Annotated in this window: 20 protein-coding genes and 1 other RNA gene; 9 read left to right on the top strand and 12 right to left on the bottom strand. The window is 71.0% G+C overall.

Going from position 1 to position 19,186, the window contains the following annotated elements:
- Positions 1-26: 26 nt before the first annotated feature.
- From hutI to hutH, 5 genes are read right to left on the bottom strand one after another with little or no spacing between them, the layout of a single operon-like run.
- Positions 27-1,193 (bottom strand): imidazolonepropionase, encoded by a 1,167-nt coding sequence (hutI, locus tag ABFX51_RS30070; protein WP_346055676.1) that lies wholly within the window; start codon positions 1,191-1,193, stop codon positions 27-29.
- The gene (locus ABFX51_RS30065) at positions 1,181-2,473 is read right to left on the bottom strand and encodes a formimidoylglutamate deiminase (RefSeq protein WP_346055675.1); all 1,293 of its coding nucleotides are present in this window, start codon (positions 2,471-2,473) and stop codon (positions 1,181-1,183) included. Before ABFX51_RS30065 ends, hutI begins: the two co-directional genes overlap by 13 nt.
- Complete coding sequence (locus ABFX51_RS30060; RefSeq protein ID WP_346055674.1) at positions 2,470-3,657, bottom strand: allantoate amidohydrolase; 1,188 nt, start codon at positions 3,655-3,657, stop codon at positions 2,470-2,472. The genes ABFX51_RS30065 and ABFX51_RS30060 overlap by 4 nt, the downstream gene beginning before the upstream one ends.
- Entirely contained in the window at positions 3,654-5,300 is a 1,647-nt protein-coding gene (gene hutU / locus ABFX51_RS30055; RefSeq protein ID WP_346055673.1) for a urocanate hydratase, read from the bottom strand. The genes ABFX51_RS30060 and hutU overlap by 4 nt, the downstream gene beginning before the upstream one ends.
- Positions 5,297-6,823 (bottom strand): histidine ammonia-lyase, encoded by a 1,527-nt coding sequence (hutH, locus tag ABFX51_RS30050; protein WP_346055672.1) that lies wholly within the window; start codon positions 6,821-6,823, stop codon positions 5,297-5,299. The genes hutU and hutH overlap by 4 nt, the downstream gene beginning before the upstream one ends.
- A gap of 73 nt (positions 6,824-6,896) precedes the next feature.
- On the opposite strand from hutH, the gene ABFX51_RS30045 reads away from it, so the two are divergent.
- Entirely contained in the window at positions 6,897-7,682 is a 786-nt protein-coding gene (locus ABFX51_RS30045; RefSeq protein ID WP_346055671.1) for an IclR family transcriptional regulator, read from the top strand.
- Positions 7,683-7,684: 2 nt separating this feature from the next.
- Here the strand turns inward: ABFX51_RS30045 and ABFX51_RS30040 are convergent, their stop codons facing one another.
- Positions 7,685-7,894 carry a hypothetical protein gene (locus ABFX51_RS30040; RefSeq protein WP_091508816.1) on the bottom strand — a complete coding sequence of 70 codons (210 nt, stop codon included), beginning with the start codon at positions 7,892-7,894 and terminating at the stop codon, positions 7,685-7,687.
- Between the two features lie 221 nt (positions 7,895-8,115).
- Here ABFX51_RS30040 and ABFX51_RS30035 point away from each other — a divergent pair, with 221 nt between their 5' ends.
- From ABFX51_RS30035 to ABFX51_RS30025, 3 genes are all read left to right on the top strand, one after another.
- Positions 8,116-8,667 (top strand): TetR/AcrR family transcriptional regulator, encoded by a 552-nt coding sequence (locus ABFX51_RS30035; protein ID WP_346055670.1) that lies wholly within the window; start codon positions 8,116-8,118, stop codon positions 8,665-8,667.
- Between the two features lie 215 nt (positions 8,668-8,882).
- Positions 8,883-9,086, top strand: coding sequence for a hypothetical protein (locus ABFX51_RS30030; protein ID WP_346055669.1), 204 nt, complete (start codon positions 8,883-8,885; stop codon positions 9,084-9,086).
- Positions 9,083-10,012, top strand: a complete 930-nt coding sequence (locus ABFX51_RS30025; RefSeq protein WP_346055668.1) for a hypothetical protein — start codon at positions 9,083-9,085, stop codon at positions 10,010-10,012. The genes ABFX51_RS30030 and ABFX51_RS30025 overlap by 4 nt, the downstream gene beginning before the upstream one ends.
- Before the next feature lie 156 nt (positions 10,013-10,168).
- Here ABFX51_RS30025 and ssrA read toward each other — a convergent pair.
- Positions 10,169-10,542, bottom strand: a transfer-messenger RNA (tmRNA) gene (ssrA, locus tag ABFX51_RS30020).
- Positions 10,543-10,702: 160 nt separating this feature from the next.
- Between ssrA and ABFX51_RS30015 the strand changes: the two genes are divergently transcribed.
- From ABFX51_RS30015 to ABFX51_RS29995, 5 genes are all read left to right on the top strand, one after another.
- The gene (locus tag ABFX51_RS30015) at positions 10,703-11,374 is read left to right on the top strand and encodes a sensor domain-containing protein (RefSeq protein WP_346055667.1); all 672 of its coding nucleotides are present in this window, start codon (positions 10,703-10,705) and stop codon (positions 11,372-11,374) included.
- Entirely contained in the window at positions 11,374-12,513 is a 1,140-nt protein-coding gene (locus tag ABFX51_RS30010; RefSeq protein WP_346055666.1) for a sensor histidine kinase, read from the top strand. The genes ABFX51_RS30015 and ABFX51_RS30010 overlap by 1 nt, the downstream gene beginning before the upstream one ends.
- Before the next feature lie 55 nt (positions 12,514-12,568).
- A complete protein-coding gene (locus tag ABFX51_RS30005) occupies positions 12,569-13,213 on the top strand; it encodes a response regulator transcription factor (protein ID WP_091508821.1) in 645 nt (214 codons plus the stop codon).
- A gap of 91 nt (positions 13,214-13,304) precedes the next feature.
- A complete protein-coding gene (locus ABFX51_RS30000) occupies positions 13,305-13,517 on the top strand; it encodes a hypothetical protein (RefSeq protein ID WP_091508823.1) in 213 nt (70 codons plus the stop codon).
- Between the two features lie 99 nt (positions 13,518-13,616).
- Entirely contained in the window at positions 13,617-14,882 is a 1,266-nt protein-coding gene (locus ABFX51_RS29995) for an acyltransferase family protein (RefSeq protein ID WP_346055665.1), read from the top strand.
- On the opposite strand, the gene ABFX51_RS29990 is transcribed toward ABFX51_RS29995, so the two are convergent.
- The 5 genes from ABFX51_RS29990 to prfB form a co-directional block, all read right to left on the bottom strand.
- Positions 14,872-15,771, bottom strand: coding sequence for an amidohydrolase family protein (locus ABFX51_RS29990; RefSeq protein ID WP_346055664.1), 900 nt, complete (start codon positions 15,769-15,771; stop codon positions 14,872-14,874). The genes ABFX51_RS29995 and ABFX51_RS29990 overlap by 11 nt on opposite strands.
- The gene (gene smpB, locus ABFX51_RS29985) at positions 15,768-16,244 is read right to left on the bottom strand and encodes an SsrA-binding protein SmpB (RefSeq protein ID WP_091508831.1); all 477 of its coding nucleotides are present in this window, start codon (positions 16,242-16,244) and stop codon (positions 15,768-15,770) included. The genes ABFX51_RS29990 and smpB overlap by 4 nt, the downstream gene beginning before the upstream one ends.
- Positions 16,245-16,254: 10 nt before the next feature.
- Positions 16,255-17,151, bottom strand: coding sequence for a permease-like cell division protein FtsX (ftsX, locus tag ABFX51_RS29980; protein WP_346055663.1), 897 nt, complete (start codon positions 17,149-17,151; stop codon positions 16,255-16,257).
- A 109-nt stretch (positions 17,152-17,260) separates the two neighbouring features.
- Entirely contained in the window at positions 17,261-17,950 is a 690-nt protein-coding gene (gene ftsE / locus ABFX51_RS29975) for a cell division ATP-binding protein FtsE (protein WP_091508834.1), read from the bottom strand.
- A 98-nt stretch (positions 17,951-18,048) separates the two neighbouring features.
- Positions 18,049-19,152, bottom strand: a complete 1,104-nt coding sequence (prfB, locus tag ABFX51_RS29970; protein WP_091508836.1) for a peptide chain release factor 2 — start codon at positions 19,150-19,152, stop codon at positions 18,049-18,051.
- Positions 19,153-19,186 lie beyond the last annotated feature (34 nt).

Here is a 19,186-nt window from a genome sequence, read left to right as displayed (position 1 = left end):
TACTCGGACGATACCGAGTGAGTGAATCAATCGAGCGGGCTCGGATTGAACATCCGGTGAACTCCCCGCCGGAAAACCGCCCAGGTCAAGGGGACTCCCGGCCGGTAGGCGAGGTGCGTCGCCGACGGTGCGTCGAGGACCTGGAGATCAGCCCGGCCACCTGGGCGGATGAACCCCACGTCGTCCCGGCGCAACGCCGCCGCACCTCCCGCGGTGGCCGCCCACACGGCCTCCTCGACGGTCATCCGCATCTGCAGCACGGCCGTCGCGACGCAGAACGCCATCGACGTCGTGTACGAGCTGCCCGGGTTGGCGTTCGTGGCGAGCGCGACGACCGCCCCCGCGTCGAGCAGCCGCCGTGCCGGGGCGAGCGGCTGGCGAGTGGACAGGTCGCACGCCGGCAGCAGCGTCGCGACCGTGGCGGAACCGGCGAGCGCCGCCACGTCGTCGTCGGTGAGGTACGTGCAGTGGTCGACGCTCGCCGCGCCCACGCGGACCGCGAGCCGCACACCGGGACCGGGGCCGAGCTGGTTGCCGTGCACCCGCACACCGAGCCCACGCTTCACCGCCGCCCGCAGCACCCGCTCCGACTGCGCTTCGTCGAACGCGCCCTCCTCGCAGAAGACGTCGACCCACCGCACGTGTTCCGCGACGGCGTCGAGCATCTCACCGCACACGAGGTCCACATAGGACTCCGCATCAGCACCGCGTGGGACGAGGTGCGCACCGAGGAACGTGACCTCGTCGACGACCTCCGCGGCGATCCTCGCCGACCGCAGTTCGTCCACAACGGACAGTCCGTACCCGGTCTTGGTCTCCAGGCACGTCGTGCCCTGCCGCTCCGCCTCCGCGACGTGCCTGCGCAGGTTCGCCGCCAGCGCCTCGTCGGATGCCGCCCTCGTCGCCTCGACGGTCGTCGCGATCCCGCCTGCCGTGTAAGGCTTTCCGGCCATGCGCGCGGCGAACTCGGCGGTCCGGTCCCCCGCGAACACCAGGTGCGTGTGGCTGTCCACCCACCCCGGCAGCACCGCCCTGCCGCCCACGTCGAACCGCTCGTCGGCGTCCGGTGCCGCGCCGGACGCCCCGACCCACGCGACGCGCTCACCGTCGAGCACGACAGCCGCGTCGTGCCGTGTGCCCAGCTCGGGGTCGTTGGTCGTCAGCTCGCCGATGTTGTCGATCAGGATCGCCACAGCGCCTCGATTTCCTCCGCCAGCACCTTTTCCGGTCGTTCAACCAACTGGTGCACCCCGTCCCGGACGACCTCCCGGCCCGCGACGAGCACGTCCGTCACGTCCGCCGCACTCGCCGTCAGCAACACCGCCTCCGGATCCGTACCGGCTGTCCTCCGGGATTTCAGGTCCACCGCAACGAGATCCGCCGGAGCACCGGGGAGCAGCCCCGCACGATCCCACCCGAGAGCCTCGTGATCGGTCGACGCCGCCAGCAACTCGGCCATGCTGAAGCGGCCGCGCCGCTCCGACGCCAACCGCTCGTCCATCTCCAGTGCCCGCGCCTCCTCGAACGGGTCGACGACGGCCTGGCTGTCGCTGCCGAGGCACAGTCCCACCCCGGCGTCGGCGAGCGCCCGCGCCGGCCCGATGCCGTCGCCGAGGTCCCGTTCCGTGGTCGGGCAGAAGCACACGCGGGTGCCGGTCTCGGCCAGCGCGCGGATGTCGTGGCGCGTCGGGTGCGTGCCGTGCACCGCGACCGTGCGCGGCCCGAGCAGCTCCGCTTCGGCGAGCAGTTGCGTGGGTGTCCGACCGTGGTAGGCGAGGCACTGGGTGTTCTCCGCGCGCTGCTCGGACAGGTGGACGTGCAGTGGTCCGGACCAGTTCGCCAGCACGGGCAGCTGCTCCACCGGCACCGCACGCACCGAGTGCACGGCTGCACCCACGCGGGTCAGGCCCTCCGGCCGCAAGTCCGCGACGCGGGCCGCCCAGGACTCGGCGTCCCCGTCGCCGAACCGCTGCTGCCGCTCGTCGAGCTCGCGGCCGAATCCTCCGGCGAGGTAACAGGTGTCGAGCAGCGTCAGCCGGATTCCCGCGTCGGCCGCGGCCCGCGCCAGCGCGTGCCCCATCGCGTTGAGATCGTCGTAGGGACGACCGCCCGGGGCGTGGTGGAGGTAGTGGAACTCGCCGACGCTGGTGTAGCCGGAAAGCGCCATCTCGGCGTACACACCGCGGGCCAGCCGGTAGTACGAATCGGGATCGAGCCGCGCGGCCAGCTGGTACATCCGTTCGCGCCACGTCCAGAACGTGCCGCGCTCCCCGTGCGTCCGTCCCCGCAAGGCCCGGTGGAAGGCGTGCGAATGCCCGTTGGCGAAGCCGGGCAGGACGAGCCCGGTGAGCACCGTTCCCGCACGCGGTGCCCCTGGCGTGACCTCGGTGAAGACGCCGTCCTCGACCTCCAGCCGGACTGCCGTGGAGGGTCCGTCCGGCAGCCAGGCCCGCTCCGCCCAGTAGGTCGTCATGTCGACAAGTCCCTGAGCGCCTCGGTGAGCGCCCGCACGCCGTGCTCCACGTCGTCGTCCTCCGCGAACTCCTCCGGCGCGTGGCTGATCCCGGTGGGATTGCGCACGTAGAGCATCCCCGCCGGGACGTGGGCGGCGAGCACGGCGGCGTCGTGCCCTGCGCCGGTCGGCAGTTCCGGCACCCCGCCCAGCCGGTCGCGCAAGCGCTTTCTCAGGCCGGAGTCGAACGCGACGGTGTCGCTGAAGGACTCCTCGGTGAGGCGCACCTCGCACCCTTCGTCCGCGGCGGCCTGGCGCGCGACCTCGGCGATCTCGTCCACCACAGGACGTGCCGGCCCCCGCGCATCCAGCCACAGGTCCACAGTGGACGCGATCACGTTGGTGCCACCCGGTTTCGGCACGATCCTGCCCACGGTCGCCCTCGCGCCCGCCACCTTCGACGCGATCCGGCGGGCCGCCGACACGACCGCCGCGGCGGGCAGCATCGGGTCGTGCCGGTCGGCCATCAGCGTGGCGCCGGCGTGGTTCCCCTGGCCGGTGAACGTGAACCGCCACCGTCCGTGGGCGAGCACCGTGCTGCCGACGGCGACCGGCGAACCGAGGTCGACCAGCCCCCGCCCCTGCTCGACGTGCAGCTCCAGAAAGGTGCCGATCCGGGAAAGCGCTTCCTCGTCCCGGCCGAACCGCTCCGGCGCGAACCCCATCCGCCGCGCCGCCTCCGCGAGGGTCACGCCATCCGGATCCCGCAACGCCCGCGCCCTGTCGGCGTCGATCGCCCCGGTGAGCAGCCGCGATCCCAGGCAGGGCACGCCGAACCGGCCGCCCTCCTCCTCCGCGAACACGAGCACCGCGAGCGGCCGGCGTGGCCGCACACCGGATTCCTTCAGCCGCGCCACGGCGTCGAGCGCGCTCACCACACCGAGCGGGCCGTCGAAGGCACCGCCGCCCGGCACGGAATCGAGGTGGCTGCCGGTCACGACCGCGCCGGGCCCCGGAGTTCCCCACCACGCCCAGAGATTGCCGTTCCGGTCGGTCTCCACGTCGAGCCCGCGGCGCCCCGCCTGCTCGGTGAACCACGTCCGCAGTTCCCCTTCGGCCGAGTCGAAGACGTGTCGCGAGTAGCCGCCACGCGACCGGTCCCGCCCAACGTCCGCGATCTCGCCGAGCAGCCCGACGGCGCTCACGGACGCTCCAGCATCGGCACCCGCAATCCGCGTTCCCTGGCCACTTCCGCCGCCCGGTCGTACCCGGCGTCCACATGCCGCAGCACGCCCATCCCAGGGTCGTTGGTCAGCACGCGCTCGATCTTTTGCCCGGCCAGCTCGCTCCCGTCTGCCACGCACACCTGCCCCGCGTGGATCGACCGGCCCATGCCGACGCCGCCGCCGTGGTGGATCGACACCCAGCTCGCCCCCGACGCGGTGTTCACCAGCGCGTTGAGCAGCGGCCAGTCGGCGATGGCGTCCGAACCGTCCGCCATGCCCTCGGTCTCGCGGTACGGCGAGGCGACGCTGCCGGAGTCGAGGTGGTCGCGGCCGATCACGACCGGTGCGGACAGCTCACCGCTCGCCACCATCTCGTTGAACCGCAGGCCCGCCAGGTGCCGTTCGCCGTAGCCCAGCCAGCAGATCCGCGCCGGCAGTCCCTGGAAGGCGACACGCTCCCCGGCGAGCCGGATCCAGCGGGCCAGCGACTCGTTCTCGGGGAACAGGTCGAGGATCGCGCGGTCGGTCGCGGCGATGTCGGCGGGATCGCCCGACAGCGCGGCCCATCGGAACGGGCCCTTGCCCTCGCAGAACAGCGGGCGGATGTAGGCGGGCACGAAGCCGGGGAAGTCGAAAGCCCGCTCGCAACCGCCCAGTTTCGCCTCACCGCGCAGGGAGTTGCCGTAGTCGAACACCTCCGCGCCCGCGTCGAGGAAGCCCAGCATCGCGGACACGTGCTGCGCCATCGACGCCCTTGCCCGTTCGGTGAACTCCTCCGGCTTGCTCGCCGCGTAGTCGTGCCAGTCCTCGACGCTGACACCGACCGGCAGGTACGCCAGCGGGTCGTGCGCGGACGTCTGGTCGGTGACGACGTCCACCTCGACACCCCGCCGCAGCAGCTCCGGCAGCACCTCGGCCGCGTTGCCGATGACCGCGACCGAAAGCGCTTTCCCCTCCTGCTTCGCCTGCGTCACCCGGCGCACCGCATCGTCCACATCGGACGCCAGCTCGTCGAGGTACCGCGTCTCGAGCCTCCGGCGCGCACGCTCGGGATCGCATTCGACGACCAGCACCGCGCCGCCGTTCATCGTCACCGCGAGCGGCTGCGCCCCGCCCATCCCGCCGAGCCCGGCGGTCACCGTCAGCGTCCCCTTCAGCGAGCCGCCGAACCGCTTTTCCGCCACGGCCGCGAAGGTCTCGTACGTGCCCTGCAGGATGCCCTGCGTGCCGATGTAGATCCACGAACCGGCGGTCATCTGCCCGTACATCGTCAGGCCGAGCTGTTCCAGCCGCCGGAACTCCGGCCAGTTCGCCCAGTCCCCCACCAGGTTCGAGTTCGCGAGCAGCACCCGCGGCGCCCACTCGTGCGTCCGCAGCACCCCGACGGGCTTGCCGGACTGCACCAGCAGGGTCTCATCATCGTCCAAAGTGGTCAGACACCGGGTGATGGCCTCGAAGCTCGGCCAGTCGCGGGCGGCCTTGCCGGTGCCGCCGTAGACGACCAGGTCCCGCGGCCGTTCGGCGACCTCGGGGTCGAGGTTGTTGTGCAGCATCCGCAGCGCTGCCTCGGTCTGCCAGCTCTTCGCGGTCAGCTTCGACCCGCGTGCGGCTCGGACGGTCATGCTTCCTCCAGTGCCTCGAGAACGGCTCCCGACCTGACGAGTTCCTCCACCGCGGCGATTTCCGGGGCCAGGTGCCGGTCCGGCCCCGGCCCGCCGGCCCGCGCCCGCACGAGGTCCCGCACCGCCGCGGTCACGGGCGCGGGGCGCAGGGGCGCCCGCAGGTCCAGCGCCCGCGCGGCGGTCAGCAGTTCGACGGCGAGAACCGTGGTCAGCCCGTCCACGGCGCGGCGGAGTTTGCGCGCGGCCGACCAGCCCATCGAGACGTGGTCCTCCTGCATCGCGCTGCTGGGGATCGAATCCACGGACGCGGGTACGGCGAGCCGTTTCAGCTCGCTCACCACCGCCGCCTGCGTGTACTGGGCGATCATGTAGCCGGAGTCGACACCGGGGTCGTGCGCGAGGAACGCGGGCAGCCCCTGGGAACGCGTGATGTCGAGCATCCGGTCGGTCCGGCGCTCGGCGATGCTCGCGACGTCCGCGGCCGGGATCGCGAGGAAGTCCAGCACGTAGGCGATGGGTGCGCCGTGGAAGTTGCCGTTGGACTCCACGCGACCGTCGGCGAGCACGACGGGGTTGTCGATCGCCGCCGCGAGTTCCCGGTCGGCGACCAGCTCGCCGTGGCTCACGGTATCGCGCGCGGCGCCGTGCACCTGCGGGGCGCAACGCAGCGAGTACGCGTCCTGCACGCGGGTGCAGTCCGGCCCGCGGTGGCTCGCGACGATCTCGGAACCCCGCAGCGCGGCGGACATCCGACGTGCCGACCGGGCCTGTCCCGGGTGCGGCCGCAAGGCCTGCAGGTCGGCGGCGAACGCGCGATCGGTGCCCAGCAAGGCTTCCACGCTCATCGCGCCGGTGAGGTCGGCGGTGTCGAGCAGCCGGTTCAGGTCGGCGAGCGCGAGCACCAGCATGCCGAGCATGCCGTCGGTGCCGTTGGTGAGCGCGAGCCCTTCCTTCTCCGCCAGCGTCACCGGCGTGAGCCCCGCGTCGCGCAACGCGTCGGCGGCGGGCCTGCGGTTGCCGTCGCGGTCGAACACCTCACCCTCGCCCATGAGCGCGAGCGCGACGGCCGCGAGCGGTGCGAGATCCCCGGAACAGCCGAGCGAACCGTACTCGTGCACCACCGGCACGAGGCCCGCGTTGAGCAGCCCGGCCAGCGCGGCCGCGGTCTCCGGGCGGACGCCGGTGTAGCCGGTGGCCAGCGTGCTCAGCCGCAACAACATGAGCGCCCGCACGACCTCGGGCTCCACGGCGGGCCCGGCGCCGGCGGCGTGCGAGCGGATCAGCGAGCGCTGCAGTGCGGTCCGCCGGTCCGGTGGGATGTGCCGGATGGCGAGCGCCCCGAACCCCGTCGAAACGCCGTACGTGGGCTGCTCCGCCTCGGCCAGCGCGTCGATGTGGCACCGGGTCTCCGCGAGGTTCTTCAGCACGGTCTCGCCCAGCTCGACGCGCGCGCTCCCGCGCGCGACCGCCACCACCTGCTCCCGGCTCACCGGGCCCGCGTCCAACCGCACTGTGCGTTCCATCAGCCCATTGCACAGCGCGAAGGAGCACCGGGACAGGAGGCGATCACCCGGTTGTGTCTGGTATGCCAGACAGATGGGCAGCAGCAGCGACGTTCCCGCGCTCCGACGCGGGCTGGCGGTGCTCGGCGCGCTGGCGCGGCGGGCGGGTCCGGCGTCGGCGGCCACGATCGCGCGGGAGCTGGGCCTGCCCCGGTCGACGACCTACCACCTGCTGGCCGAGCTGGAAGCCGCCGGTTTCGTCGTGCACCTGCCTGCCGAGCGCCGCTACGGCCTGGGGATCGCGGCGTTCGAGCTGGGTTCGGCGTACCTGCGGCACGATCCGCTGGAGCGGCTGGCGGGGCCGGTGTTGCGCAAGCTCGTCGACCGCGTGGGGCACACCGCGCAGCTGGGCGTGCTGCACGGCAACGAGCTGGTCTACCTGCTCAAGGAGCGGCCGGCGCGCCCGGAGACGCTGGTGACGGACGTCGGCGTGCGCATCCCCGCGCACCTGCCCGCGTCCGGCCGGGCCATGCTCGCGCACCTCCCGGCCGCACACGTGCGGGCGCTGTTCCCGCGGGCGGACGCGTTCGTCCGCCGCACGGACCGGGGTCCGCGGAGCCTCGCCGAGCTGCGCCGGTCGCTCGCGGTGGAGCGGCGGCGGGGCTGGGCGGTGGAGGACGGGTTCGTGACGCCCGGCTTCGCGTCGGTGGCGTATCCGGTGTTCGACCACGGGGGCCGCCCGATGGCGGCGATCAGCGTGACGCTGCGGCACCACTGCCCGGACGAGGCGGTGGTGTGCGGGCGGGATTGGCCGGAGGTCGCGGACGAGGTGCGCCTCGCGGCCGGGGAGCTGACCAGCCGCATCGGCGGTCGCCCCTGACGTCAGATCAGTTGCTTGCCCTGCTCGGCGTGCAGGCCGAGCATCTCGAGCAGCTCGGCGCACTCCGCGGCGTCGTTCGAATGTCCCGCGACGGTGCGGGCGGCGCGGCTCTCCTGCTCGTCACGGAGGACCTTCTCCTCGGCGCGTACACCCGCGAGCCAGCCCCGTTCGAGGGCGTCTTCGGCGTTGCTCGCACGGCTTACCCGGGCCATCTGGCACCTACTTCCGGCTCAGCACAGACCGTGGCGAATTCGCCACGTTCGGAGCAAGCATCGCAGGCGCGGGGCAGGGGCGTCCAGTTTCGCTCCGCTCCGTCACACGAAGGCAACACGACGGAAAACCGCTCGCCGGACATTGTGCATTCGGATTGCACATCCGAGCGGTTAGCGGATCCGGATATCGTAGGATGCCCGCCGTGACACTCAGGGGCGAAATGCCACGGCGCGCCGACGCCGCACGCAACCGCGAACACGTGCTCGGGATAGCGCGTGCCCAGGTGGCGTCCGGGGACGACTCGCTCCAGCTGAACACGATCGCGCGACTGGCCGGCGTAGGTGTCGGCACGGTGTACCGCCATTTCCCGACGCGGCAGGCACTACTGGAGGCCCTGGCGGCGGAGCCGCTGTCCGAACTGGCCGAACGAGCCGAAACCGCGGCCACCGACGCCGATTCCGAGGCCGCACTGCACGAATTGTTACGCTATGCGCTCAACCGAATACTGAGGGATTCGTGCCTGGCGGCGGTTCTGGAATCGGCGGAGCTCGAAGACCCGGCGGTGGAAAAACTCAAGAACCGTTTCGACAAAGCGCTCTCGGCACTGCTGCGCGCGGGAAAACGGGAGAACCGCATCCGGAAGGACGTCCGCCCGGCGGACATCCGCAGCCTGCTCTGCGGCGTCGCCCACGCCCTCCAGGCGTCCCCGCACACCCCCAAGCACGCGCGGCAGTACCTGCAGATCCTGACGGCAGGCCTGACCCCCAGCTGAGCCGGCGGGTGTTACGAAACGGAAGCTCTCTTGCTCAGACCCCGTGACCAGCGGAAACACCGGTTCTGAGCCCTGATTCCTGCCCCAGGGACCTCTGCTACCGTCTCCTCACGGGTGTGATCCTGCCCGCAATGCCCCTGGCGCCCGCCAGCGGGCATTTTTCATTCCAGGGCCTTCGCGTGCGACGCGAGGGCCCTTTTGCATGAGGAGGTCCGATGAACACGGACGCAGTGACACTGGTCGCGATCGCGACGACCAGCACGTGGTGCATGACGGCCCTTTACGCGACGCACACGATGAGGACGATCGCAGTCAAGGCGATCAACCGGGCGAAGCCGTGTGACCTCGCGGCCGTACTCGGCGCGCTGCCTAGCGTCCTCACCGCGCTCAGTCGTCTCCGCACGAAGGAGCTGGATTGAACCTGTGGGACCCCACGGCGAGAGCCGCCATCCAGCACGGGGATCAGGACGTACTCGGGCTGGCGCTCGCGAAACTGAAGAAGACCGAAGCCGAACTCGTCGTCCTTCGCTACGGCTTCTCGGTCCCCGTGGCAGTGCTCGTTCGCATGTACAGGGGCCCGACGGGTGGCATACCCGACTACGACTACCTCGGACATGTACACGGACTGCTTGCCGGCGCTGTAGACGGGCTCGCGGAGTACCTCCGTGAGGGCGACCTCGCTCCGGAAGACCTCGACTGGCAAAGCTCAGCAGCGGTCCGGAACATCGGCGCGCGTTTCCGGGTCGACCAGCTCCTGCCCTGCGCCCACTGCCGGCAACGCAAGATCTCGGTGATCAATCCCAGGGGCCGACCGCGCGAGTACTGTTCGGCTGCCTGCAAACAGGCCGCTTACCGTGAGCGGCGGTCGAATCCGTCAGCCGTGGCAGCGGCGTCGAACGATCCCGAGCACGGGAGAATTCCCTGTTTCGCGGGGATGGAACGCAGGATCCCGGTAGATGTCCGGTTCAACCTGATCGAACTCCAGCAGCGCGGCGCGATCAGCATCGACCGGCTCACACTCCAAGACGACCCTTCGCTCGAGGCGTGCGTCGACGATCTCTGCTGGCGCCGCTGGTCACCGGGCAGCCCGCTGCGACGCGCGGCACGCGCAGCACTCTCCCACCTGGTGCGACGCGGCGTGACCCCCGACCAAGTCTGGCTCCACGGTTCCGCGTGGCCCGACGGAACATCACATTCGATCGGCCTGGAATGCCGCTACATCCGCGACATGCCGTGGTACTTCAACGAGCGGGGCGGAACCGAATGGCTGGAAATCCCCCGCCCATCCCGAAACGCCCCCCTACTGGCCCTCCACATCAGACCAACGGACCCAACCACCTTCTGACCAACCGCACCCCCCCCCACCCACCCCACCCAACGCGCCCAGCCGGAGGGGGTCCGGGGGCTCGCCCCCGGGCGGGGCCTGGGGGCCGCGCCCCCAGAAAACACGACGAGCGGACTCTGCCCGCAGGTTTCCTGCGGGCAGAGTCCGCCCATCCGAGAGTGGAGGTGCCGGGAATTGAACCCGGGTCCTCTGGCGCCTCACCAAGGCTTCTCCGTGCGCAGTCCGCTATGCCTCTACTCAGCCCCATCGGTCACGCGAACAAGCCGATGTGACGGGCCCAGCCGCTGTTTGCTTCCCTTCCGGGCCCCGCGGCCGAACCCGGAAGGTGAGCCTCCTAGCTGATGCCGGCGAACCGGGACGGAGGCACTCCCGGGCCGACAGACACGCACTCGCTCAGGCGGCGAGGGCGTAGTCGCGCTGACTATTAGTCTTGGCGCTTATTTGGTTACGGCGACGCTTAACGGTGGTCTCTCGCCTGCACCGGCACGCTTCCCCTGACTCAACGTCCAGAGTCGAAACCGTTCACCCCCTAGCTGGTGGTTCACAACCTGTTCAGTCTAACGCCCCCGGCAACCCGGTTTGTTCCCCTGGGGTAGGGCTTCCCCTACCCGCAGGATGCCCGGCTTCCCCCTGGTGACCTCCCCCGGCGCCGCCGCATGCTGGTCGGTGTCACCAGTCGGAGGGAACACCATGACGTCGGCATCCTCGGTCGAGGACGGGAGCAGGCCGTACCCGTCCATCGCCGGCTCCCTGCTCTACCTGCTGCTCAACCTGCCACTGGGCATCGCCGGCTTCGTCGGCGTGACCACCCTCGCCGCGGTGGGCCTGACGACGGCGGTCATCTGGATCGGGGTTCCGGTGCTGGCGTTGCTGGTGCTGGGCTGCCGCGCGGCCGCCCGGTTCGAGCGGGCGCGGGCGCACGCCCTGCTCGGCACCTACGTCGTGTCGCCGTACCGGCCGCTGCCCAATACGGACTGGCGGCTCCGGTGGCGGACGCGGGTGCTCGACGGTGCGACGTGGCGGGACATGGGTTACTTCGTGCTGCTGTTGCCGCTCGGGATGGCCGAGTTCGTCCCGCTGGTGGTGACGTGGGCGGCCGGGCTGGGCCTGGCGGCGCTTCCCATCTACTTCCGCTACCTGCCGAACGCCGCGTTCATCACGTTCGACGGCACCCACCACGTGGTCGTCGACTCGACCGTCGACGCGCTGCCGTGGGCCGCGCTGGGGCTCGCGGTGCTGGCGCTGGCGATCGCGATGACCCGGGCGCTGGGGGTGGCGCACGCGAGGCTGGTGCGGGTGCTGCTCGGGCCGGGGCCGCGCGCCCGCCGCATCGCCGAAGAGCCCGTCGGCGCGGTGGCATGATGACCGCCATGTCCGACGAACGGGCGCCGTTGGAGCAGCCCCGCCCCAAGGCCGTCCGCACGATCGCCTACTTCATCACCGGTTTCCCGCTGCACCTCGTGCAGTTCGCGCTGACCGTGGTGTTGCTGGGCGTCGGCCTCGCGACCGTGGTGATCTGGGTGGGCATCCCGCTGCTGATGTTCACCACCAGCATGGTGCGCGGGTTCGGTGACCTGGAACGCCGCTACGTCCGCCGGATGCTGGACTCGCCGCTGCCGCCGGTGGAGCGCGCCCCGGCCGAGGGCGGCGTGCTCCGGCGCTGGCGGTACCGCCTGGTGGACCCGACCACCTGGCGGGACCTCGGGTACGTCCTGGCGGCGCTCCCGTTGAGCGCCGTCGAGTTCGCCGTCGGGCTCGCGTCGATCATCCTGCTGCCGATGGCGATCTGGGTGGCGCCGTGGATCGGCTGGGCCCACGGTTCGCTCGCGCTGGCGTTGCTCGGCCCGAACCGCGCGAAGCGGCTCGAAGCGAAGGCCCAGCGCCTGCAGGCGTCCCGGGCCCGTGGCGTGGACGCGGCGGAGGCGGAGCGGCGCCGGATCGAGCGCGACCTGCACGACGGCGCGCAGCAACGGCTCGTGTCGGTCGCGATGAGCCTCGGGCGCGCGAAGAACAAGTTCGACAAGGACCCCGAAGCCGTGCGTGAGCTGATCGCCGAGGCCCACACCGACGCGAAGCTCGCGGTGGCGGAGCTGCGGGACCTGGCACGCGGCATCTACCCGGCGGTGCTGGGCGACCGCGGCCTCGACGCGGCGTTGTCGGCGCAGGCGGCGAAATCGCCGATCCCCGTCGACGTGGAGGTGGACGTCGATCCGCGCCCGCCGGCCGCGGTCGAGACCACCGCGTACTTCATCGTGGGCGAGACGCTCACCAACATCGCGAAGCACTCGGGCGCGACGGAAGCGAGCGTCAAAGTGTGGCGCGCCGACGAGAAGGTCGTCGTCGAGATCACCGACAACGGGCACGGCGGTGCCGAAATCCGGCCCGGTGGCGGCCTCGCCGGGCTCGCCGACCGGGCCGCGACGATCGACGGCGTGGTGACGGTGGTCAGCCCCGAAGGTGGTCCGACGGTGATCAGGGCCGACCTGCCCTGTGCCTGGTGAGCGCCGCATGAGTGAATAGCCCCGGAGAGATTTCCGGACCTCTTGGGGGCTGCACATGCGGGTGGTGCTCGCCGAGGACGCCGTCCTCCTGCGTGCGGGGGTACAGCGGCTGCTCGCCGACGAGGACATCGAGACGGTCGCTGCGGTGGACAACGGGGACGACCTGGTCCGCGCGGCGACCGAGCACAAGCCGGACCTGGCGATCGTGGACGTGCGGATGCCGCCGACGTTCACCGACGAGGGCCTGCGCGCGGCGCTGGCGGCCCGTGAGGCCCTGCCGGGGCTGCCGGTGCTGGTGCTGTCGCAGTACGTCGAGGAGAGCTACGCGGTCGAGCTGCTGTCCGGCGGCGCGGGCGGTGTCGGATACCTGCTCAAGGAGCGGGTCGCGGACGTCGCCGAGTTCCTGGACGCGGTCCGCCGGGTGGCCAGGGGCGGCACGGCGATCGACCCGGAGGTCATCGCCCAGCTGATGGCCCGCGGCCGCCGCAACCCGCTCGACGCCCTGACCCCGCGTGAGTCCGAGGTGCTGGGCCTGATGGCGCAAGGCCTGTCGAACACCGCGATCGGCAGCACGCTCGTCGTGTCGCAGGGCGCGGTCGAAAAGCACATCGGCAACATCTTCGCCAAGCTCGGCCTCGAAGCCAGCGCGGAGGAACACCGTCGGGTACGCGCGGTGTTGACCTACCTGGGCCGCGCCTGAGGAACTCACCCGATCCGACGGCGGCAAACCCCCGTTCGCTCCCCTACCATGGGCGGACGTCGCTGTGCTCGATCAACCGGAAAGGGGCACGATGACCGAGGTGAGCGTCCGCTTCTTCGGCGGGCCCCTGGACGGCCGGGTGCAACCGCTCGGCGACACCGAACCCGTCTCGGGCACGCTGATGAGGCACGTCCACCTGCACGACGGGCCGAAGATCGAAACCCACTACCGGCTCGGCTACACGCCGGAGACCGGCTGGGAGTACCGGCTGTGCGGGCTGGCCACCGAGGTCGACGAGACCTGAGGTAGGGCTTTCCCCACCTCTCCCCCTGGCCCCCGCCCGACCGGGAAACGGCGGCTGACCTGGCTGTTCGCGAGGCCGCTTTCCAGCAGGCTGCTGGACATGCAGACATCCCAGCGGGACACCTTCCTCGACGTCCTCCGCGCCGGCGCGATCCTCGCGGTGATCTCCCAGCACTGGCTCATGCCCGTGCTGAGCTACCACGACGGACGCCTCGCGACGGGGAACGCGCTCGCCACTCCCGGCTGGGCGATCATCACCTGGCTGTCCAACGTGATGCCCCTCGTCTTCTTCGCCGGCGGGGCGGCCAACCACCTGTCACTGGCGCGCGCCACCTCGTCCCGCGACTGGCTCGCCGCGCGGCTCGGCCGTCTGCTGCTGCCGGTGCTGCCGCTCGCCGCCGTGTGGCTGGCCGCACCGGCGCTGCTGCGTGATCTCGGGGCGCCGGAGCAACCGGTCGAGGTGGCCGGCGCGATCGCCGGGCAGCTGCTGTGGTTCCTCGCGGTATACCTGCTGACCGTGGTCGCGACGCCGCTGATGGCCGCCGCCCACCGCCGGTGGGGGCTCGCGGTGCCCGCCGCGCTCGGGGTCGCGGCCGTGCTCGTGGACGTCGTGCGCTTCGAAGGCTTCGGCATCGTCGGCTACGCCAACGCCGTGTTCGTGTGGCTGGCCGTGCACCAGCTCGGGTTCGCCTACGTCGACGGCAAGCTGGGCCGCCTGGAGCGGAAGCCCGCGCTCGCACTGGCCGCCGCCGGGTTCGGCGTCACCGCGCTGGCGGTCGTGTTCGGTCCGTACCCGATGAGCATGATCGGCATGCCGGGCGCGCCGGTGTCGAACATGAGCCCGCCGTCGGCGGTCCTGCTGAGCGTCACCGTCGGGCAGCTCGGGCTCGCCCTCGCGTTCCGCCCGCAGCTGCGGGCGTTCGCCGCCCGTCCGTCGGCCGCCGCCGCACTGGGGTGGATCAACCGCCGGTTCATGAGCGTCTACCTGTGGCACATGCCCGCGCTGGTGGTCGTGGCGGGGCTCAGCGTCCTGGGCTTCGGCTACGCGACCCCGGAACCGGGCAGCCTGCGCTGGCTGGCCGCCGCCCCGGTGTGGTTCGCCGCCGCCGCTGCCGTGCTCCTCGTGCTGCTGCGCGTGTTCGCCCGCTTCGAGACCCGGCGCCTCCCGGCGGGCCCGCCCGCGCCGACGCCCCAGCTCGTCGCAGCCGCTCTGCTCGGTTCGGCGGGACTGCTCGGCCTCGCCGCACGCGGGTTCACCACCCCGCTCGGCGGCGGCGTGCTGGCCAGTGCACTGCCCTGGGTGGCGCTCGTGCTGGCGGCGACCGCGGTGGCGACCCGCCGCACGCCGGTGCTGGTCAGAGGCTGAGCAACCGGGCCGGGGTGTCGTGCAGGACGGCCCGCAGGAAGTCCGCTCCGAGGCGATCGTCGGCCGCCCAGCCGGCGATCGCCCTCAGCTGCGTGGCGTAGGAGTACGGGATGTTCGGGAAGTCGGTGCCCAGCACCACGCGGTCGGCGATCCCGGCGAGGCGGTCGAGCCAGTTCCCGGGCAGGGGCATGAGCTTCTCGGTGAACGGCACGCCGACCATCGTCGTGTCGATGTGCACGCGCGGATACCGCTCCACGAGGTCGAACGCGGCTTCGTAGTCGGGCATCCCGGCGTGGGCGAGCACGGCGACGAGCCGCGGGTGCCGCGCCAGGACCTCGCCGAACACGTCGAGCCCGGTGTACGGTCCGCGCTCGGGCCCGTGCCCGGCGTGCACGACGACGGGCACCCCGGCGTCGGAGATCGCACCCCACACCGGGTCCAGCAGCTCGTCGCGCGGGTCGTACGCGCCGACCTGGACGTGTGCCTTGAAGCAGCGGACGCCCGCCCGCAGTGCCTCGTCCACATAGGACGCCGCCGACGGTTCGGGGAAGAACGTCGCGGTCCGCACCGCGGCGGGCACGCGTTCGGCGAACTCGGCGAGCCAGCCGTTCAGCCACTCGGCCATCCCGGGCTTGTGCGGGTACGCCAGCGGCGCGTACCGGACCACGCCGAACGATTCGAGCAACGCGATCCGGTCGTCCTCGGGCTGCCGGTACCAGATGGGCCACGCCGCGCCGACCCGCTCCTCGACGCGGTCGAAATAGGCCCAGACCTTGGTCAGCATCCGCTCGGGCAGGAAGTGCAGGTGCAGGTCGACCAGCCCGTCGAGCCCGAGCGAGCGCACCCACCCCGCGATGTCCTCGTCGCGCTCGGGCCCCGGTGCCGTCAACGGCGCCCCTTCAGCGCCCGTCCCATCGCGCGCGTCATCTCACGCTGGGCGTCCCGCTTCGCGAGCGCCTGCCGCTTGTCGTAGGACTTCTTGCCCTTCGCGAGCGCGAGTTCGACCTTGACCTTGCCGTCCTTGAAGTACAGCGACAGCGGGACCAGGCTCAGCCCGCTCTCCTTCGTCTTGCCGATCAGCTTCTCGATCTCGCCGCGGTGCAGCAGCAGCTTCCGGTGCCGGCGCGCCTCGTGGTTGGTCCACGTGCCGTGCTCGTACTCCGGGATGTGCAGGTTGCGCAGCCAGACCTCGCCGTCGTCCACGGTGGCGAACGAGTCCACGAGCGACGCGCGGCCCGCGCGCAGGCTCTTCACCTCGGTGCCCATCAGCGCGATCCCGGCCTCGTAGGTGTCCAGCACCTCGTAGTCGTGCCGCGCCCTGCGGTTCGACGCGATCACCTTCTGGCCACGTTCTTTGGGCATAACGACCAGTCTAATGGCGAACGTAGAGCCGCAGCGTCACATAACCCGTCGTGGCCGAGATGATGATCGACGCGAGCAGCAGCCACGGCGCCGTGACGATGATGTCCAGCACCTCGATCTTCGGGATGATGCCCGAGGTCACGCCCAGGATCCGGTCGAGGAACGCGTACTTCAGCCCGATCAGCCCGCCGACGGACAGCACCCAGCCGACGATGCCGGTCATCACCGCCTCCAGCAGGAACGGCAGCTGCGTGTACCACCGCGTGGCGCCGACCAGCCGCATGATGCCGACCTCCGTGCGGCGCGTGAACGCCGAGATCTGCACGGTGTTGGAGATCAGCAGGAGCGCGGCGAGCGCCTGGACGAGCGCGACGACGAACGTGACGTCCCGGACCGCGCCGAGCAGGCCGAAGAACCGGTCCAGGAACTGCTTCTGGTCCTCGACGCGGTCCACGCCGGGCTGCTTGCCGTACTGCTGCTCGATGATCTCGCTGCGGCTCGGGTCGTGCAGCTTGATCTGGAGCGACGCGGGCAGCGCCTCAGGGCGCGCGGACTGCACCAGGATCGGGTTGTCCTGGAAGATCCTCTTGAACCGCTCGTAGGCCTGGTCGCGGTTCTCGAACACCACCGACTCGACGGCCGGGTTGTTCTGGACGTCCTGCCGCAGGCTCCGGCACGGGTCGGCCGAGCAGTCCTTGTCGTTCGCGCTGACGTCCTGCGTCAGGTAGATCGACACCTCGACGTCGGCCATGTAGTCGACCTGCATCTTGTCGATCGTGCGCACGACCAGCAGACCGCCGCCGAGCATGCCGAGCGAGACCGCGGTGGTGATGATCATCGCGATGGTCATCGTGATGTTCCGGCGCAGACCGGTGAAGACCTCGCTGAAGACGAAACTTGCGCGCATCGGGGATTGGGTCCTTGGGTCGGGGGCGGCTGCGGCGCGAAGCGCCTCGATCGGGGGTGGTGGTCGGGCGACGGGCGGGCCGAGCGGAGCGGGGACGGTAGCGGGGGAACTACCTGCCGACGCCGTACACGCCGCGGGCGTCGTCGCGGATCACCCGGCCGTACTGCAGCTCGACCACCCTCCGGCGCATCGAGTCCACGATGGAGTGGTCGTGCGTCGCCATGAGGACGGTGGTTCCGGTGCGGTTGATGCGCTCGAGCAGCAGCATGATGTCCTGGCTGGTGTCGGGGTCGAGGTTCCCGGTCGGCTCGTCGGCCAGCAGCACGAGCGGCCGGTTCACGAAGGCCCGCGCGATCGCGACGCGCTGCTGCTCACCGCCGGAGAGCTCGTTGGGCATCCGGTCGGCCTTGCCGTCGAGACCGACCAGCTCCAGCACCTCGGGCACCACCTTGCGGATGGTGTGCTTCGGCTTGCCGATGACCTCGAGCGCGAACGCGACGTTGCCCGCGACGGTCTTGTTGCCCAGCAGCCGGAAGTCCTGGAAGACGCAGCCGATGGTCTGCCGCAGCCGGGGGATCCTGCGGCGGGCCATCTTGGCGACGTCGAAGTTCGACACGAAGACCCGGCCCTTGGTGGGCACCTCCTCCCGCAGCAGGAGCCGCAGGAACGTCGACTTACCGGACCCGGAGGGCCCGATCAGGAAGACGAACTCGCCTTTGTCCACGTCGACGGACACGTTCTCGAGTGCGGGACGTGTCGACGTCTTGTAAACCTTGGAGACACTGTCGAGCCGGATCACGGTGGGCCATCCTACTGGGAGGCACCGTTAAGCCCGGGTAGGCATCTGTCCCCGGTTCGGAGCAGAGGAAATCACGCGCAGTGACGTCCTCGCGCCGCTTACGCCACCGCCGCTTGCTTGCGCCAGCGGATACCCGCCTCGAGGAAGCCGTCGATGTCGCCGTCGAGCACCGCGCTCGGGTTGCCGACCTCGTACTCGGTGCGCAGGTCCTTGACCATCTGGTACGGGTGCAGGACGTAGGAGCGCATCTGGTTGCCCCAGCTGGACCCGCTGTCCTTGAGCGCGTCGAGCTCGGCCCGCTCCTCTTCCTTCTTGCGCTGCAGCAGCTTGGCCTGCAGCACCTTGAGGGCGGCCGCCTTGTTCTGCAGCTGCGACTTCTCGTTCTGGCAGGAGACCACGATGCCGGTCGGCAGGTGCGTGATGCGCACGGCCGAGTCGGTGGTGTTGACGCTCTGCCCGCCGGGGCCGGAGGAACGGAACACGTCGACGCGGATGTCCTTCTCCGGGATGTCGACGTGGTCGACCTCTTCCACTTCCGGCAGGACCTCGACGTGCGCGAAGGACGTCTGCCTGCGGCTCTGGTTGTCGAACGGCGAGATGCGCACGAGCCGGTGGGTGCCCTGCTCGACGGACAGGGTGCCGTAGACGTAGGGCGCGCTGACCTTGAACGTCGCCGACTTGATGCCCGCCTCTTCGGCGTAGGAGATGTCGTAGACCTCGGTCGGGTAGCCGTGCCGCTCGGCCCAGCGCAGGTACATGCGCATGAGCATCTCGGCCCAGTCGGCCGCGTCGACGCCGCCCGCCTCGGAGCGGATGGTGACGACGGCGTTGCGGTCGTCGTACTCACCGGACAGGAGCGTGCGGACTTCGAGCGCGTCGACGTCCTTCGCGAGCTGTCCCAGCTCGGACTCGGCCTCGGTGCGGCTCGCGGCGTCGCCCTCGGCTTCGGCGAGCTCCCACAGGACGCTCAGGTCGTCGAGGCGCTGGCGCAGGTCGGTGACGCGGCGCAGCTCGGCCTGGCGGTGGGAGAGCTGGCTGGTGACCTTCTGGGCCGCCTCGGGGTCGTCCCAGAGGTCGGGCGCGGAGGCCTGCTGCTCCAGGTCGGCGACCTGGGCACGCAGGGCGTCCAGGTCCATTACGGCCTCGACCTGCCCCAGCTTGCCGGCGAGGTCTTTCAGGTCGGTTTCGAAGTCACCACTCACAACCCTCAAGGTTACGGCAAGCGCCACGGCCGGT

The sequence above is a fragment of the Amycolatopsis dongchuanensis genome (assembly GCF_039542405.1).
Taxonomy (GTDB): domain Bacteria; phylum Actinomycetota; class Actinomycetes; order Mycobacteriales; family Pseudonocardiaceae; genus Amycolatopsis_E; species Amycolatopsis_E sacchari.
This window is presented reverse-complemented; position numbering and strand designations above follow the sequence as displayed.

Coding starts and splice junctions, on each gene's coding strand:
- ABFX51_RS30045 (WP_346055671.1), top strand. CDS start 6,897: ATGGGCAGCAGCAGCGACGTTCCCGCGCTCCGACGCGGGCTGGCGGTG.
- ABFX51_RS29995 (WP_346055665.1), top strand. CDS start 13,617: ATGCAGACATCCCAGCGGGACACCTTCCTCGACGTCCTCCGCGCCGGC.
- hutH (WP_346055672.1), bottom strand. CDS start 6,823: ATGGAACGCACAGTGCGGTTGGACGCGGGCCCGGTGAGCCGGGAGCAG.
- hutU (WP_346055673.1), bottom strand. CDS start 5,300: ATGACCGTCCGAGCCGCACGCGGGTCGAAGCTGACCGCGAAGAGCTGG.
- ABFX51_RS30015 (WP_346055667.1), top strand. CDS start 10,703: ATGACGTCGGCATCCTCGGTCGAGGACGGGAGCAGGCCGTACCCGTCC.
- ABFX51_RS30065 (WP_346055675.1), bottom strand. CDS start 2,473: ATGACGACCTACTGGGCGGAGCGGGCCTGGCTGCCGGACGGACCCTCC.
- ABFX51_RS30030 (WP_346055669.1), top strand. CDS start 8,883: ATGAACACGGACGCAGTGACACTGGTCGCGATCGCGACGACCAGCACG.
- ABFX51_RS30005 (WP_091508821.1), top strand. CDS start 12,569: ATGCGGGTGGTGCTCGCCGAGGACGCCGTCCTCCTGCGTGCGGGGGTA.
- ABFX51_RS30040 (WP_091508816.1), bottom strand. CDS start 7,894: ATGGCCCGGGTAAGCCGTGCGAGCAACGCCGAAGACGCCCTCGAACGG.
- smpB (WP_091508831.1), bottom strand. CDS start 16,244: ATGCCCAAAGAACGTGGCCAGAAGGTGATCGCGTCGAACCGCAGGGCG.
- ftsX (WP_346055663.1), bottom strand. CDS start 17,151: ATGCGCGCAAGTTTCGTCTTCAGCGAGGTCTTCACCGGTCTGCGCCGG.
- ABFX51_RS30000 (WP_091508823.1), top strand. CDS start 13,305: ATGACCGAGGTGAGCGTCCGCTTCTTCGGCGGGCCCCTGGACGGCCGG.
- ABFX51_RS30010 (WP_346055666.1), top strand. CDS start 11,374: ATGACCGCCATGTCCGACGAACGGGCGCCGTTGGAGCAGCCCCGCCCC.
- ABFX51_RS30035 (WP_346055670.1), top strand. CDS start 8,116: ATGCCACGGCGCGCCGACGCCGCACGCAACCGCGAACACGTGCTCGGG.